This is a genomic window from Variovorax paradoxus, from assembly GCF_009498455.1.
GTDB classification, from domain to species: Bacteria; Pseudomonadota; Gammaproteobacteria; order Burkholderiales; family Burkholderiaceae_C; genus Variovorax; species Variovorax paradoxus_H.
Map to the genome: position 1 here is coordinate 6,912,540 of NZ_CP045644.1, position 14,956 is coordinate 6,927,495.

Consider the following 14,956-nt stretch of genomic DNA (forward strand, 5'->3'; position numbering starts at 1 on the left):
ACGGAGACACACCTTCCATGAACGCCACCCACTACATCGACGGCCGCCGCGTGGCGTCCGAAACCGACGCCACCATCGACGTGATCGACCCGAGCGATGGTCAGAAATTCGGCGCCATTGCACGCGGCACCGCCGCCGACATCGACGCCGCCGTGCGCGCCGCGCGCCAGGCCATGGGCGAACATTTCGACGGCCCCTGGGGCGCCACCACCGCGCTCGAACGCGGCCGGCTGCTCGCCAAGCTCGGCGCCGCCGTGCTGCAGCACCACGAAGAGCTGGCCCAGCTCGAGGCGCGCGACACCGGCAAGGCGCTGCGCGTGGCGCGCAACGACGCGACCGCGCTGGCGCGCTACTTCGAGTACTACGCCGGCGCCTGCGACAAGCTCCACGGTGACACCCTGCCCTACGAGCGCGGCTACACCGTACTCACCGTGCGCATCCCGCACGGCGTGACGGGCCACATCATTCCCTGGAACTACCCGATGCAGATCGCGGGCCGCAGCGTGGGCGCCTCGCTCGCCGCGGGCAATGCCTGCGTGGTCAAGCCGGCGGAAGACGCGAGCCTGTCGCTGCTGCGCCTGGCCGAGATCGCGACCGAAGTCGGCTTTCCGGCCGGCGCACTCAACGTGGTGACGGGCTACGGCAAGGAAGCCGGCGCGGCGCTGTGCGCGCACCCGGGCATCGACCACATCTCGTTCACCGGCTCCACCATGACCGGCCGCAGCGTGGGCCTGGCCGCGGCCGAGCGCCACTGCCCGGTGACGCTGGAGCTGGGCGGCAAGTCGCCGCAGATCGTGTTCGCCGACGCCGACCTCGACGCGGCCGAGCCCGTGCTGCTCAACGCCATCATCCAGAACGCCGGCCAGACCTGCTCGGCGGGCAGCCGCGTGCTGGTCGAACAGTCGGTGTACGAAGAGGTGGTGCAGCGCCTCGCCAAGCGCTTCACGGCCGTGCGTGCGGGCACGCCCGCCGAAGACCTGGACATGGGCCCGCTCATCAACGAGAAGCAGTTCCGCCAGGTGCGCGACATGGTCGCGACCGCCGAGGCGAGCGGCATGAAGGTGGCGGCGCGCGGCACGGTGTCGCCGCAGGCGCCCTCCACCGGCTACTACCAGGAGGCCGTGCTGTTCCGCGACGTGCCGCATGACAGCGACCTGGCCCAGCGCGAGGTCTTCGGCCCGGTGCTGGCCGTGATGCCCTTCGCCGACGAGGCCGAGGCCGTGCGCCTGGCCAACGGCACCGACTTCGGCCTGGTGGCCGGCGTGTGGACGCGCGACGGCGCGCGCCAGCTGCGCATGGCGCACAAGCTGCATTGCGGCCAGGTCTTCGTCAACAATTACGGCGCGGCGGGTGGTGTAGAACTGCCGTTCGGCGGCGTGAAAGCCAGCGGCTTCGGCCGCGAGAAGGGCTTCGAGGCCCTGCTCGGCTTCACGACCCTCAAGACCATCGCCATCAAGCACGGATGAAGACAACCCATGACCACCACTGAACAACAACAAACCCCGCGCAAAGTCGGCCTCGTCGGCGTCGGCCTCATGGGCCACGGCATCGCCAGCAACATCGTCAAGCACGGCCACCAGCTCACGGTGCTGGAGCACGCGGGCAACCAGCCGATCGACGACCTGCTGAAGGCCGGTGCCACCTCGGTGAAAGACGTGGCCGCGCTGGCCGCGCAGGTCGACGTGCTGATCCTGTGCGTCACCGGCACGCCACAGGTCGAAGCCGTGATGCTCGGCGACCAAGGCGCGCTGACCACCCTGCGCCCCGGCACCGTGGTCATCGACTGCTCCACCGCCGTGCCCGCCTCCACCGCCAAGGTCGCCGAGGCGGTGCACGCCAAGAGCGGCCACTTCCTCGACACGCCGATGACCCGCACCGCCAAGGAAGCCGCCGAGGGCCGCCTGAACCTGCTGGTGGGCGGCGATGCGGAAGTGCTGGCCTCGTGCCTGCCGCTGCTGCGCTGCTTTGCCGAGAACGTCACGCACGTCGGCGACGTGGGCGCGGGCCATGCGATGAAGCTGCTGCACAACTTCGTGTCGCTGGGCACCGTGGCGCTGCTGTGCGAAGCCGCAGCCTGCGCGCAGCGCGCCGGCGTGAAGCCCGAGGTGTTCGTGGACGTGCTCGCCAAGGGCGGCGGCAATGGCGTAGCGTTGGAACGCCTCAAGCCCAAGCTGCTGACGGGCAGCACCGATTCGCTGAAGTTCTCGATGGCGAATGCGAAGAAAGATTTGGGTTACTACAACGACATGGCGGAGCAGGCGTCGGCCAGCCATGGCATTGCGCAGGCTGTCGATGCGCTGCTGACGCAGGGCGTCGAGAAGTTCGGTGGCGACCGCATGGTGCTGGATCTGGTCGAAGCACTGCGCTGACGTTCTTCGGGGCGCCAGGCGGCAATTGCCGCCAGCCGCCTCACACACCAGGGACACGATCCGGACGCTTTGCGCCACACCCCGCTCACTGGCTAAACTCCGCTGCTTTTCCTTTTCGCAGAGGAGCGACCCGCGATGGCTGTGTCGGACACCGGTCCCTACTTCCACGGAACGCGGGCGGACCTCCAGGTGGGCGACCTGCTCACCGCAGGCTTCCGCTCAAACTACGACGGCCGCGTCGTCATGAACCACATCTACTTCACCGCGTGGCCCAAGGGAGCCGGGCTGGCGGCCGAAATAGCGAAAGGCGACGGCCGTGGCCGCGTCTACATCGTCGAACCCACGGGCGCTTTCGAGGACGACCCCAACGTCACCGACAAGAAGTTTCCAGGCAACCCCACACGCTCGTACCGCAGCCGCGAGCCGCTTCGGATCGTCGGCGAGCTGGAGACATGGGAGCCGTTCGATGCGGCGTACATCCAGCAGCTGAGGGAGCGCATACGCGTGGGCATGGGGGAGATCATCAATTGAATCGCACCCGCCATGCTGTGCCGGCGAACGCATCGCAGCGAACGCACAGTGTCCCCCTGCGTTTGATCGAGCAGGCATTCGGCCGCGATGAAGTTGATTCGGCCTGCGACGAGATTCTGGCTGCCGCACGCACCGCTTGCAGTGCTCCGCGGCTAAGTTGCAGCTTCTCTTTCGAGTGCGAACACCCCAACCCGTGGTATCACGCCGTGGCTGTCGTCATCGAAGGCATGCAGGATCAAGAGTACGAGCAATTTTTGTTGGCACTCGCCAGGCTCGGCCTGGTCGAAGCGGCCCAGGGTGGCCGGCAGTAGTCGGCCAGAACCGTAAACACAGGAGGAAATGCAATGGGATTACTTTCCGACTTCTTCGTTGCGAGCGAAGAAGAAGCCACGCGCTACGCGGACCGAATGAACGAGGACGATCAGGGCAAGGCCACTGCATCGCATGTGCGCCCGGCTGAGCACAAGGGCCTCACCGACCTTGAAGTAGGCACTCTGTGGGCCATCCTGGAAGGGAAGGAATGGGATGCTGACCTGCACGAGTTGGAAAGCGACGAGGGTGGCGACGACGAAGGCGACGCCTGGCTCTTTCGGTTCCCAGATCGGCTGGTCCAGCTTCTTGCTCACGCCGAACACTCGGCACTTGAGTCCGCATTGCATCCATGGGCCGCAACCGAGGAGCTTCAGGTCGATGCGGACGAACTGCGACCTGTGGTGTTGGATCTTCAAAGACTCGCCAAACAGGCCATTGCAGAACAGAAATCGGTGTATCTATGGGGTAGCTTGTGAACACCTCTCGGGTCTCTCACCATCACTCGAACCGTATCTCGGCCACGGTCGGCGCATTCGGCTCCCGGGTCTTGGCATTCGCAATGGCGCCGTCTTTTTCGTTCCTGAACCAGTAGCGGCACCCGGTTCGAGAAATCATGGTCACGCACATCGAGCCGTCGGTGTTGAGAACCCACGTGCCCGACGCCTTGCCGGGCCCGCTCTGGTTGGCAAAGTCGACGCGGCCGTCTGAATAGAACTGCCAGCGCGAGACCATGCCGCTCGACAGATTGCTGGAAACGATGGGCTTGCCGATCAAGGTGGTCTCGATCTCGGCTTTGCTCAGGAACATGCGGCCATGGATGGGTGCGGGCTCCTCGGAGATGGCGGGCACGGCGGCAATGCACAGCAGCGTGCGAATGGCGTAGCGGGTGAACATGACATTCCCCTCTGACGTAGCGCAGCCGGCATGCGTTCAGCCGTGCGCGTGCGTCCAAGCGCTGGGTTGGCCTGTCGGTAACGCCCCATGGCGTTACATGGCATTAACTAAAAAGCGCTACTTTTCTGCGCGCTGGGTACGGCCGGTGCACGCGAACGAGGCCTGCTTCTTCCTGCGCTCCACTGCCACACCGGGAGGCCGTGGCCCGAGATCGAGACGAGGAAGGCGGCGTTCTTTTTCTGTGACGACACGACGTGTGCTCCGAGGGCCCCTCGGCAAGGTGGCCGAAGGGCGTGGTGGGGTGGCTTGTGCAGACGCTTGGGCAGCGCGCCAGCGACGCCGCAAGAGCACTGTGAAGGCAACTGCGGCGTTGCTTGTATGGCGCTGTGTCGTGTGTACGGCGCTTGTAAGCGGTCGGGTGCTTTCCGCGCAGATGTGTGACCCACGTTTCGGCTGAAGCTCAGCCCTTCCCATACCTCGGAATGCTGGCTTGCGGTCCAGTGCATCGGCACGCGGATCATTGAAGCCCCGGCTTCAGGGTCGGGCCGACACGTGCAGCTCGGGTCGGTCGGAGTCAACTGATCACGCTCACCGACACAGCTCGGCCAACAGCGGTCCTTCGGCGTCGCCGCCATGCAGGCGTTTGTGAGTGGGCCAGGAGAACTGCACCGCACGGACAACCGACAACGGGCTCGTCACCACCGGCACGCAGGTCGCCAGGCGCGTAGACGACGTGTTCATCGATCAGGGCCTCTCGCACCAATCAGATCGCGCACGGCAATGGCCAGCACCAAAAGCGCCAAGCCGGCGGCGGTCAGGGTTGCCGCCGTGTAGAAGCCGATCAGGGCCCAGTAAAAGACGGGCTGCTCGGCTGCAACGATGTCAGGTCCTTTGCGGTTGTTGAGCACCCCGGTGCGCAGGCTTTCCACCACTTCGGTCGCTCCCATAAGGCAACCCCAGCCGATCAAGGCCGCGACGGCGAGGGCCTGCATTGACTGTAGCCACGGCCGTCGGCGGCTCGGGGCATCCGGACGGCCGGTCACGTGCTCACTGCGTTGGCAAAGGTCAAGCGATTCCCAAAGGTATGCCGCACTGTCACCTCACGCGTGCACCAGGTCACGAGGCAGATGGTTCGGGGCAATGTCTTAGGCATGGGTTTGCTGATGCTGGCGGGAAAAACGACTTTACTCGAATGTCCTCTTTCGAATTTAGCGGCCGGCTGCTTCGGGCCCCAATGCGCCGACGTGGCGACAGGCTACAGTCGGCCAAAACCAGCCATTTAGCTGGTCACTTAAATGAAACCCGTAACCCTTGGTCGAGGGCGGGACTTGTCGGTTTGCGCGTTTCGCTGCCCGCCAGCCTGCTCCAAGTACTCTACAAACCCGTCGAAGGCATTCAACAAAGGCTGGAACCTCGCCGCATCGCCTTCCAGTTGGCACAAGGCGTAGCAGGTCGCCTCCAGCGTGGACAGTTGGTCGGGCCCATGGGCTTTGCGGATACGGTAGTGCGAAGGCGGCAGGTTGCGCAGGGCCAAGCGGGGCAACTGTTGAAGTGGCGGGCTTTGGTAGAGCATCTTTCGGCTTTTGCGCCAGGTGCCGTCCAGCACGACCAGGCGCAGGCGCGACGGGGCTTGCGGCCACTCGGGCGGTAGCGGGGGTGGGCCCCGCAGGTCCGGGGCGGTATCTTGCAGACTGTCCGGGTACAGCAGCAGCGTGTGCTTGCCGTCCACCGGCCAGACGGGCACGGCAAATGCCTCACCCACCACCAAGCGGCAGTGCGCCAAGCTGAGGTGCAGCAGGCGGGCACTGCCTTTGGCCTGGTGTACCTCCAGCGGGTGCTGCAGCACCAGTACCTCCACCGCGTGGGCGGTGGGCGCGACCCAGCGGCAAATGCAGGCGCTGAGCGGGCGCAGGCAAGCGGTGCACTGGGGGCGTGGGACCAAAGCGGCGGACATGGATGAATTTTATTCAGCGTGCCTGATCAGTTTGGCAGGGCATGCCACCCTTGCGGCTGTGCAAGCGTGGTCGGCCGTCTTGACCCTGTCAGCTGTCGGGAACGCCGTCGTTCGAATAATTGCCATTTTTGAATGAGGAATCTCAAGATGAACATTGGAATCATTGGGTCGGGCAACATTGGCAGCACACTCGCCCGCAACCTCAAGGCCTTGGGCCACGAAGTGCAAATTGCGAACTCGCGGGGACCGGCCACGCTCGCGGCTTTCGCGGCCGAGACTGGGGTGGTGGCTGCAACGGTCGAGCAAGCGTCAGGTGCTGCGGACTTGGTCATCATCGCCATCCCGCAACTGGCGGTCGCCGACCTTCCCCATGACGTGCTGCGCAAGAACCCTGCTGTCGTCGTCGACGCAGGCAACTACTACCCCACCCGTGATGGTGTCGTGGCGCAGGTCGAGCAAGGGGCCACGGACAGCGAATGGATTGCTTCGGTAGTGGGCAGGCCCGTCGTCAAAGCCTTCAACAACATCCTGGCTGAGAGCTTGGCGACACGCGGCCACTCGGGTGGAAGCGCCGGACGCATTGCACTTTCAGTTGCCGGCGACAACACTGAAGCCAAGCACCTTGTACAAGACTTGGTCCGCGAGTTGGGGTTCGATGCCATTGATGGCGGAACACTCGCTGAATCGTGGAGGCAGCAACCCGGAACCCCCGCGTACTGCAAAGACCTGAACGCCGCGCAACTCAAAGAAGCATTGGCAAGCGCGAGCAAGACGGAGATACCGAGCTACCGCAAAGCCGCTGATAGCGCCGCGGCACCCTACCTGACGCCTTTCAAGGGCTGAGTCCCGAGGGCCATTCGCGATGCCCCCTTCCCGCAGCCCGCAGCCCGCAGCCCGCAGCTCTGCCGCTAACCGCCGGCCTCAGCCGCTCCGCGCCGCGCCTTCTCGCTCGCTTGAAACAACGCCCCCGCCTTACGCGCCAGTTCTGCCGCAAGCCACAGCAGGTTGTCCAGTTGCCGGGGCCCTTCGCCGCTGCACCAGTCGATGTCTTCCCCGTGGCAGACCCACAGCAGGGCTTCGAGTTGGGCGAGTGTGTTTTCGAGGAGGCTCGCCGGGTCTTGGTGGGCGATTCCGTCGGAGGATACCGGCGTGCGAGGCCGGGCTATAGTCTTGGTAGCCATTTTTGTGCGGTCCTTTAGAGGTGTTGCACGTCTTTGGTTAGACGGCTGGAGTGCTCGTAACACCCCGGCCGTCGCCTTTTGATACCTCGCATTTGCATCGCTGCTTTCGCACCGACAACCTGCCGCGAGGCAAGCAGCCTTTCAACATGTCAATGGCTGTGTGTGTGGCGTCTTCCGAGTCCCCTTGGTGGGGTTTTGAGTGGCAGGGGCAGCTACTTTAGAGAAGCGCGCGGCGCCGTGCCGATTTCGTGCGGCACGAAGTCTCGAAGCGCGCCAACAAATGCAGCTTCCGCCATGCGCCCTGCCGGACCGCAGCTGCGCTCAACACGCTCACGTCGATGGGGTGCCTTGCGCAGCGTAATCAAGGAGGAGCCCGAAGGGCGGGGGACATTCGCGGAGCAAGGCTCCCCGTCGGCGGGAGCGTCGCCCTGAAGGACTCTTAAGGCATGCCCCGCGCCAACAGATGATCCACCAACCGACGCTGCGGAAAACTCAACGCCTCCTGCCGCGTACACAGGTACATCCGACGTGAAGCCCACGCATCGGTGAGGTTGATGAAGCGCAGCTTCATCTCCTTGCGGTAAGTCACCGCCGCGCCCTCGGGCAGGATGCCCACGCCCATCCCCGCTTCGATCATCCGGCACACGGCTTCGAAGCTCTTCACGCGCACACGCAGCCGCAGCACCTTGCGCGCGCTCATCGCGGCGTCTTCCATGGTGCGGGAGATGGCCGAGTCATCTTCGAGCCCCACGAAGTCGAAGTCGAGCAGTTCTTCAAACGATACCTCGCGCCCGCGCCACGGATGCTTCTGGCGCACGATGGCCACGAGCCGGTCGGTGCGGTACGGAATGAAGTGCAGGGCCGGGTCGACCGCCTCGCTGGTGATCACGCCCACGTCGGCCTGGCGGTCGCGGATGGCCTGCACGATGTAGACGCTGCGGTGCTCTTCAACGCTCACGCGGATCTCGGGGTAGCGCAGCCGAAAGCTCGCCACGTCGTCGGGCAAGAACTGCCCCATTGCCGACGCGTTGGCATGCAGCCGCACGCGGCCGGTGGCGCCCTGCGCGTAGTCGGACAGGTCGGCGCGCATGCGGTCCACGTCGCGCAGGATCTGGCGCGCATGCATCGCCAGCGACTCGCCCGCGCCCGTGGGCGTCACGCCCTTCGAGGTGCGGTTGAGCAGCCCCACGCCGAGCTGGCTCTCGAGGATGGCCAGGCGCCGGCTCGCGGCCGACAACACCATGTGGCTCTCGGCGGCGGCCTTGGACAGGCTGCCGTGCTCAATGGCGCGCAGGAACAGCGCCAGCGAATCCAGGTCGGGTCTCATCGGGTCCTCGGTCGATCGGGCGGACATTGTCGGGCCTGAGCGCTGGCGCATGCATGACCGAAGGCCTTTCGGCGAATCGACGGTGGCGGCGATGGTTCTTCCGGAATGCGGGTTTCTCCGTCGAAACGAAGAAGCACTTTCGGGCCGGGGTGCGAAAGAATCGTCGCTGTCTCGGCGGCAACCCCGGCGAGGCGTTTCGCGGGCCGGCCCTCTACCGGGGTCACGCTCGCATTCCACGAGTCCTACCCGGAGTCTTTTTTTCTCATGGCAACCCACGAACTCGCCAGCGTTGCGCTGGACGACAAATACACGGCCACCGAAGGCCGGATCTACCTGAGCGGTATCCAGGCGCTGGTGCGCCTCATGCTCGTGCAGAAATGGCGCGACCAGCAGGCCGGCCTGAACACCGCGGGCTTTGTCTCGGGCTACCGCGGCTCCCCGCTCGGCGGCCTGGACGAAGCGCTGTGGAAAGCCCAGCCGCAACTCGAAGCCAATGCCGTCAAGTTCCTGCCCGGTGTGAACGAAGAGCTGGCTGCCACCGCGGTGTGGGGCACGCAGCAGGTGCACCTGACCGGCGAGAGCGCGGTCGATGGCGTGTTTGCCATGTGGTACGGCAAGGCGCCCGGCGTGGACCGCTGCGGCGACGTGTTCAAGCACATGAGCCACGCGGGCACCTCGCCGAAGGGCGGCATCCTGCTGGTGGCGGGCGACGACCACGGCGCGTCGTCCTCTACCCTGCCCAACCAGAGCGACCACCTGTTCGCGGCCTCGATGATCCCCATGCTCTACCCACAGAGCGTGGAGGAATACATCGAGCTGGGCCTGCACGGTTTTGCGATGTCGCGCTTTGCCGGCCTGCCGGTCGGCTTCAAGGCGCTGGCCGACACGGTGGAGTCGTCGGGCTCCATTGCCGCGGGCGCGCTCGACGTGCACACGCGCCTGCCGAAGGACTTCGTGTTCCCGCCCGGCGGCGTGCATGCGCGGCTGTCGACCGACACGCTCGGCGTGCAGGCGCGCAAGCAGGAAGCGCTGATGCAGGACTACAAGATCTACGCCGCCATCGCCTACGCGCGCGAGAACCGCCTGAACCGCGTGACCATCGATTCGCCGCAGGCGCGGCTGGGCATCGTGGCCTCGGGCAAGTCGTACCGCGACGTGCTCGAAGCGCTCGAAGAACTGGGCATCGACGCCGACGAGGCCGCGCGCATCGGCATCCGCCTGTTCAAGGTGTCGATGCCCTGGCCGCTGGAGCCGGATTCGATCCGCGAGTTTGCCGACGGGCTCGAAGAGATCCTGGTGGTCGAAGAGAAGCGCCAGATCGTCGAGTACCAGCTCAAGGAGCACCTGTACAACTGGCGCGAGAACGTGCGCCCGCGCGTGATCGGCAAGTTCGACGAACAAGGCGAATGGGGCGCGCACCCGCGCGGCCAGTGGCTGCTGCCGGCCACGGCCGACTTCTCGGTGGCGCAGATCGCGCGCGTCATTGCCGGGCGCGTGGCGCGCTTTCACACCAGCGACCGCATCCGCATGCGGCTGGCGATTCTCGACGCGAAAGACGTGGTGCTCGGCAAGGCCGTGGCCACGCCTTCGCGCCCGGCCTGGTACTGCGCGGGCTGCCCGCACAACACCTCGACCAAGGTGCCCGAAGGCAGCCTCGCGCTCGCGGGCATCGGCTGCCACGTGATGGCCACGGCGATCTACCCCGAGCACAACCGCACCACCACGCACATGGGCGGCGAAGGCGCGCCGTGGCTGGGGCAGGCGTGGTTCTCCAAGCGCAAGCACGTGTTCGCGAACCTCGGCGACGGCACTTACTACCACTCGGGTTCGCTCGCCATTCGCGCGGCCGTGGCGGCGGGCGTGAACATCACCTACAAGATCCTCTACAACGACGCGGTCGCGATGACGGGCGGCCAGCCGGTCGACGGACCGATCACCGTGCCGCGCATCGCGCATCAGGTCGCGGCCGAAGGCGTGAAGCGCCTCGCGCTGGTGGCCGAAGACCCGACGCGCTGGGCCGACCGCAGCCTGCTGCCGCCCGACCGTGACGGCTTTGCACTGAGCGTGCACCACCGCGACGACATGGACGCAGTGCAGCGCGAGCTGCGCGGCTTCGAGGGCGTGTCGGTGCTGATCTACGACCAGGTGTGTGCGGCCGAGAAGCGCCGTCGTCGCAAGAAGGGCGAGTTTCCGCAAGCCGCACGTCGCGTGTTCATCAACGACGCCGTGTGCGAAGGCTGCGGCGACTGCGGTGAGCAGTCGAACTGCACCGCCCTCCTGCCCAAGCCAACCGACCTGGGCCTGAAGCGCAGCGTGGACCAGAGCGCGTGCAACGCCGACGAGTCGTGCATCAAGGGCTTCTGCCCGAGCTTCGTGACGGTCGAAGGCGTGAAGCCGCGCAAGCATGCGCCCGTGGCCGCGAAGGCCGCCGAGGAACCTGCCCTGCCCGCGCCGGTGCCGCTCGCGCTGGAAGGCATGCACAACATCCTCATCACCGGCATCGGCGGCACGGGCGTGATCACCATCGGGGCGCTGATCGGCATGGCGGCGCACCTCGAAGGCAAGGGCGTGAGCGTGCTCGACATGACGGGCATGTCGCAGAAGAACGGCTCGGTCACGTCACACGTGCGCATTGCGCGCGATGCGGCGCAGCTGAAGGCGCAGCGCATTCCCACCGGCGAGGCCGACCTGATTCTTGGCTGCGACATGCTCACGGCCGGCGCGCCCGACGCCATCGCACGCATGCGGCCGGGCCGCACCTACGCACTGGTCAACACCTTCGAGCAACCGACGGGGCACTTCGCGCAGCAGCCCGACTGGGAGTTTCCGGCCGCGCAGGTGCGTGCGCTCATCGAAGAATCGGTCGAAGGCCGCGCCGACTTCATCGACGCCACGCAGCTGGCCACGCGCCTCATGGGCGACGCCATCGCGGCCAACCTGTTTCTGCTGGGCTTCGCGTTCCAGAAGGGGTTTGTGCCGCTGTCGGCCGAAGCGCTCGACAAGGCCATCGAGATCAACGGCGTGGCCGTGAAGGCCAACCAGGCCGCGTTCCGCTGGGGCCGCAAGGCCGCGCTCGACCTTGCGGCGGTCACGCGCCAGGCCGCACCGGCGCAGGTGGTGTCGCTGCAGAAGCCGCAGAGCTTCGAGGCGCTGGTGGCCGACCGCACCGCGTTCCTGACGTCGTACCAGAACGCCGCCTACGCACGCAGCTACGCGGACCTCGTCGAACGCGTGCGCGACGCCGAGCAACGCACGCGCGGCAGCACGGTGCTCGCCAAGGCCGTTGCTTCGGGCCTCTTCAAGCTCATGGCCTACAAGGACGAGTACGAGGTGGCACGCCTGTACGCCGACCCGCGCTTCCTGGAGAAGCTCGGCGAGCAGTTCGAAGGCAAGCCCGTGCTGCGTTTTCACCTGGCGCCGCCCGTGCTGGGCCGGCGCGACGCCGAAGGCCGCGCGGTGAAGACCAGCTTCGGCCCGTGGATGCTCGGTGCCTTCCGCGTGCTCGCGAAGCTGCGCGGCCTGCGCGGCACGGCGCTCGATCCGTTCGGCCGCACGGCCGAGCGCCGCATGGAGCGCCAGCTGGTTGCCGACTACCGCGCGATGGTTGAAGACCTGCTCGCGCGCTTCGAGCGCATCGACTTCGACACGGCCCTGTCGTTGGCGCGCCTGCCGGAGCAGATCCGCGGCTTCGGGCATGTGAAGGAAGAAAGCATCGTGTCGGCGCGCGTGCGGTGGGAGATGCTGCGCGGGCAGCTCGATGCTGTGGCGCCTGCGCGGGCCGCTCGGGCGGAGCCGATGGCCGCTTGAGTGGTCGGGGCGGCCGTGTGCCGCCCCTTGCCATACGGCACGCGCCTCAGAGCATCTTCCACTTCTTCCGGTCGATGACGCGGCGGCGCGTGTCCATGTGCAGCTGCGACAGCTCGATGCTCACCTGGTCTTTCGTGATGTCGACGAGCCCCCAGTTGCATTGCAGCGCGCCGATGGTGACGGCCGTGCGCAACGCAGCGCCGGACGAGGTGACCTCGAACAGGCTCCAGGGGCCGGTCGGCCATGGCACGGCGAAGCGGTTCTCGTGGACGTCGCCGCTGAGGATGAGGATGCGGCGCGTCGCTGCGAGCTTGAGGATCGCGGCGTGCTCTGCCACGCAGTCCATCCAGGTCTCGCCGTGGCGGGCTTCGAAGGTGAGGCCGCTGGCAATCAGGTGCACCGTCTTCTCGTCCGAGGCTTCGATGGCCTTCGTCAACTTCTTCATCTGGGCCTTGCCGAGCACGGCGTCCTCGCCACCCTTGGTCTTGTAGCTGCGACCGTCGGTGAGGTGAAGCATCACCGCACCATCCGGGTCGTTGGCGTTGCTCAGCATGAGGGTCCGGTAGCCGGGTTCGGCCACGCCCAGGTTCCAGCCATCGGCGGGCTTGGGAAAAGTCTTCGGGTCGTGGGAGTCCAGCGCGTCGCGATAGGCCCGGAACGCCGCGCGGGTCGGGTCCAGCAAGTGCCGGTACGACGGCTGCCCCTCGATCTGCGCACCGCAGGCGCCATTCCACAGAAAGTCGTGGTCGTCCCAGATCGGATGAATGCGCAAGCTCGTGTTGCGCACCAGCTTGGCGAACTCCTTCTGGTTGAGCTGGTCGCGCAGCCGGCCGAAGGCATGCAGCGCGAAGTCATGGGCGCCCATCGCCTTGACCGCGCCCATGTCGGAACCGTCGGCGTCGTAGTAGGCCGAGTCGCCCAGCAGCACCAGGTGCGTGGCGCCGGAGGCGCCGACCTGGGTCCATACGGGCTGCTGTTTGAAGCTCTGGGCACTGAAGCAGGAAGTAAAGGCGATCTTCATCAGGGGCTCTCCTCGTTGTGGGTGGCGGATGCTAGGAGCCGCCCCGAAACGCCGCCTCCCCCATCCATGGGAGCGCTTCTTCCGGCCGCTCGAAGCCCCTCGAAAAGCCCCGGGAATACCCTCTGAACCCCCTGAAGTCTTCTTGCCTACAGTCCTTGTATGCAAGAAAAAGCGATCCTTGCATGCAAAACCTCGACACGACAACGACAGGAGATTTCCATGCCTCGCTTTGCCAAATCGCTCTTCGGACAGGTGGTCATCGCACTGGTGGTGGGCGTGCTCGTCGGCCTCTTTGCGCCCGAGTTCGCCGCCAAGCTCAAGCCGCTCGGTGACGGCTTCATCAAGCTGATCAAGATGATCATTCCCGTGCTGGTGTTCTGCGTGGTGGTGCATGGCATCGCCGGCGCAGGCGACCTCAAGCGCGTGGGCCGGGTCGGCGTGAAGGCGCTGATCTACTTCGAGGTGCTGACCACCATCGCACTGGCGATGGGCCTGGTACTGGCCTTCGTGTTCGAGCCGGGCGTGGGCATGAACGTCGACCCCAAGGCACTCGACGCGAGCGCCATGAGCGCCTACGCCTCCAACGCCGACAAGCTCACGAGCGGCGGCACGGTCGAGTTTTTGATGAAGCTCATTCCGACCACGGTGGTGGCTGCCTTCGCCACAGGCGACGTGCTGCAGGTGCTGCTGTTCGCGGTGCTGTTCGGCTGCGCGCTCGCGCTGCTGGGCGACCGCGGCGCGCCGGTGGCGGCGGTGGTCGATGCGCTCTCGCTGGTGCTGTTCAAGATCATGGGAATCATCATCAAGCTGGCGCCGCTGGGCGTGCTGGGCGCCATTGCCTTCACGGTCGGCAAGTACGGCATCGGCTCGCTCAAGCAGCTGGGCATGCTGGTCGCGCTCTTCTACGGCGCGGTGCTGATCTTCGTGTTCGTGGTGCTCGGGCTGGTGATGCGCATGTCGGGCTTCAGCCTGTGGAAGCTGCTGCGCTACCTGCGCGAAGAGCTGGCCATCGTGTTCGCCACCACCTCGTCGGACAGCGTGCTGCCGCAGATCATGGCCAAGCTGCGCCGCATGGGCATTCGCGACTCGACGGTGGGCCTGGTGATTCCCACGGGCTACTCGTTCAACCTCGACGCGTTCTCGATCTACATCACGCTGGCGGCCGTGTTCATTGCACAGGCCACCAACACGCCGATCTCGATGGCCGACCTGTTGACCATCCTGGCGATTGCGCTGGTCACCTCGAAGGGCGCGCACGGTGTGCCGGGCTCGGCCATCGTGGTGCTGGCCGCCACGCTGCATGCGATTCCGGCGATTCCCGCCATCGGCCTGGTGCTGGTGCTGTCGGTCGACTGGTTCATGGGCATTGCCCGCGCGCTGGGCAACCTGATCGGCAACTGCGTGGCCACCGTCGCCATCGCCGCCTGGGAAGGCGACATCGACCGCGAGCGCGCACATGCGGTGCTCAATGGCACCTACTCGCCCGACGACGAGCCGCTGGCTGAAGCACCCGTGGCGCCCGTGGTAAACACCGGCACCGCCGCTTCCACCGCCCACTGA

The 14,956-nt window shown here is 66.1% G+C and carries 15 protein-coding genes; 8 read left to right on the forward strand and 7 right to left on the reverse strand.

Going from position 1 to position 14,956, the window contains the following annotated elements; all coding sequences use genetic code 11:
- The first annotated feature begins 17 nt into the window (after nucleotides 1–17).
- The 5 genes from GFK26_RS32085 (at nucleotide 18) to GFK26_RS32105 (ending at nucleotide 3,688) form a co-directional block, all read left to right on the forward strand.
- Entirely contained in the window at nucleotides 18–1,466 is a 1,449-nt protein-coding gene (locus GFK26_RS32085; RefSeq protein WP_153285527.1) for an aldehyde dehydrogenase family protein, read from the forward strand.
- A 9-nt stretch (nucleotides 1,467–1,475) separates the two neighbouring features.
- Nucleotides 1,476–2,369, forward strand: a complete 894-nt coding sequence (locus tag GFK26_RS32090) for an NAD(P)-dependent oxidoreductase (RefSeq protein WP_153285528.1) — start codon at nucleotides 1,476–1,478, stop codon at nucleotides 2,367–2,369.
- A 135-nt stretch (nucleotides 2,370–2,504) separates the two neighbouring features.
- Complete coding sequence (gene arr / locus GFK26_RS32095; protein ID WP_153285529.1) at nucleotides 2,505–2,900, forward strand: NAD(+)--rifampin ADP-ribosyltransferase; 396 nt, start codon at nucleotides 2,505–2,507, stop codon at nucleotides 2,898–2,900.
- Nucleotides 2,897–3,211, forward strand: coding sequence for a hypothetical protein (locus tag GFK26_RS32100; RefSeq protein ID WP_153285530.1), 315 nt, complete (start codon nucleotides 2,897–2,899; stop codon nucleotides 3,209–3,211). Before arr ends, GFK26_RS32100 begins: the two co-directional genes overlap by 4 nt.
- A gap of 33 nt (nucleotides 3,212–3,244) precedes the next feature.
- Nucleotides 3,245–3,688: a hypothetical protein gene (locus GFK26_RS32105; RefSeq protein ID WP_153285531.1), complete on the forward strand. Its 444-nt coding sequence runs from the start codon at nucleotides 3,245–3,247 to the stop codon at nucleotides 3,686–3,688.
- A 22-nt stretch (nucleotides 3,689–3,710) separates the two neighbouring features.
- On the opposite strand, the gene GFK26_RS32110 is transcribed toward GFK26_RS32105, so the two are convergent.
- The 4 genes from GFK26_RS32110 to GFK26_RS32125 all read right to left on the reverse strand — a co-directional run bounded on the left by GFK26_RS32110 (nucleotide 3,711) and on the right by GFK26_RS32125 (nucleotide 6,060).
- Nucleotides 3,711–4,106 carry a hypothetical protein gene (locus tag GFK26_RS32110; RefSeq protein WP_153285532.1) on the reverse strand — a complete coding sequence of 132 codons (396 nt, stop codon included), beginning with the start codon at nucleotides 4,104–4,106 and terminating at the stop codon, nucleotides 3,711–3,713.
- A gap of 588 nt (nucleotides 4,107–4,694) precedes the next feature.
- Complete coding sequence (locus GFK26_RS32115; RefSeq protein WP_153285533.1) at nucleotides 4,695–4,847, reverse strand: hypothetical protein; 153 nt, start codon at nucleotides 4,845–4,847, stop codon at nucleotides 4,695–4,697.
- Nucleotides 4,844–5,098: a hypothetical protein gene (locus GFK26_RS32120; RefSeq protein WP_153285534.1), complete on the reverse strand. Its 255-nt coding sequence runs from the start codon at nucleotides 5,096–5,098 to the stop codon at nucleotides 4,844–4,846. The genes GFK26_RS32115 and GFK26_RS32120 overlap by 4 nt, the downstream gene beginning before the upstream one ends.
- A 299-nt stretch (nucleotides 5,099–5,397) precedes the next feature.
- The gene (locus tag GFK26_RS32125; protein WP_153285535.1) at nucleotides 5,398–6,060 is read right to left on the reverse strand and encodes a tRNA-uridine aminocarboxypropyltransferase; all 663 of its coding nucleotides are present in this window, start codon (nucleotides 6,058–6,060) and stop codon (nucleotides 5,398–5,400) included.
- A gap of 147 nt (nucleotides 6,061–6,207) precedes the next feature.
- On the opposite strand from GFK26_RS32125, the gene GFK26_RS32130 reads away from it, so the two are divergent.
- Nucleotides 6,208–6,903 carry an NADPH-dependent F420 reductase gene (locus tag GFK26_RS32130; RefSeq protein ID WP_153285536.1) on the forward strand — a complete coding sequence of 232 codons (696 nt, stop codon included), beginning with the start codon at nucleotides 6,208–6,210 and terminating at the stop codon, nucleotides 6,901–6,903.
- Nucleotides 6,904–6,968: 65 nt separating this feature from the next.
- Here GFK26_RS32130 and GFK26_RS32135 read toward each other — a convergent pair whose 3' ends face one another.
- Nucleotides 6,969–7,241 (reverse strand): hypothetical protein, encoded by a 273-nt coding sequence (locus tag GFK26_RS32135; RefSeq protein WP_153285537.1) that lies wholly within the window; start codon nucleotides 7,239–7,241, stop codon nucleotides 6,969–6,971.
- A 439-nt stretch (nucleotides 7,242–7,680) separates the two neighbouring features.
- Entirely contained in the window at nucleotides 7,681–8,568 is an 888-nt protein-coding gene (locus GFK26_RS32140; RefSeq protein WP_062472076.1) for a LysR family transcriptional regulator, read from the reverse strand.
- A gap of 264 nt (nucleotides 8,569–8,832) precedes the next feature.
- Here GFK26_RS32140 and GFK26_RS32145 point away from each other — a divergent pair, with 264 nt between their 5' ends.
- On the forward strand, nucleotides 8,833–12,375 hold the full coding sequence (locus GFK26_RS32145) for an indolepyruvate ferredoxin oxidoreductase family protein (RefSeq protein ID WP_153285538.1): 3,543 nt from the start codon (nucleotides 8,833–8,835) through the stop codon (nucleotides 12,373–12,375).
- 46 nt (nucleotides 12,376–12,421) lie between these two features.
- On the opposite strand, the gene GFK26_RS32150 is transcribed toward GFK26_RS32145, so the two are convergent.
- Nucleotides 12,422–13,396, reverse strand: coding sequence for a hypothetical protein (locus GFK26_RS32150; RefSeq protein WP_153285539.1), 975 nt, complete (start codon nucleotides 13,394–13,396; stop codon nucleotides 12,422–12,424).
- Nucleotides 13,397–13,615: 219 nt separating this feature from the next.
- Here GFK26_RS32150 and GFK26_RS32155 point away from each other — a divergent pair, with 219 nt between their 5' ends.
- Nucleotides 13,616–14,956 (forward strand): C4-dicarboxylate transporter DctA, encoded by a 1,341-nt coding sequence (locus GFK26_RS32155; RefSeq protein ID WP_153285540.1) that lies wholly within the window; start codon nucleotides 13,616–13,618, stop codon nucleotides 14,954–14,956.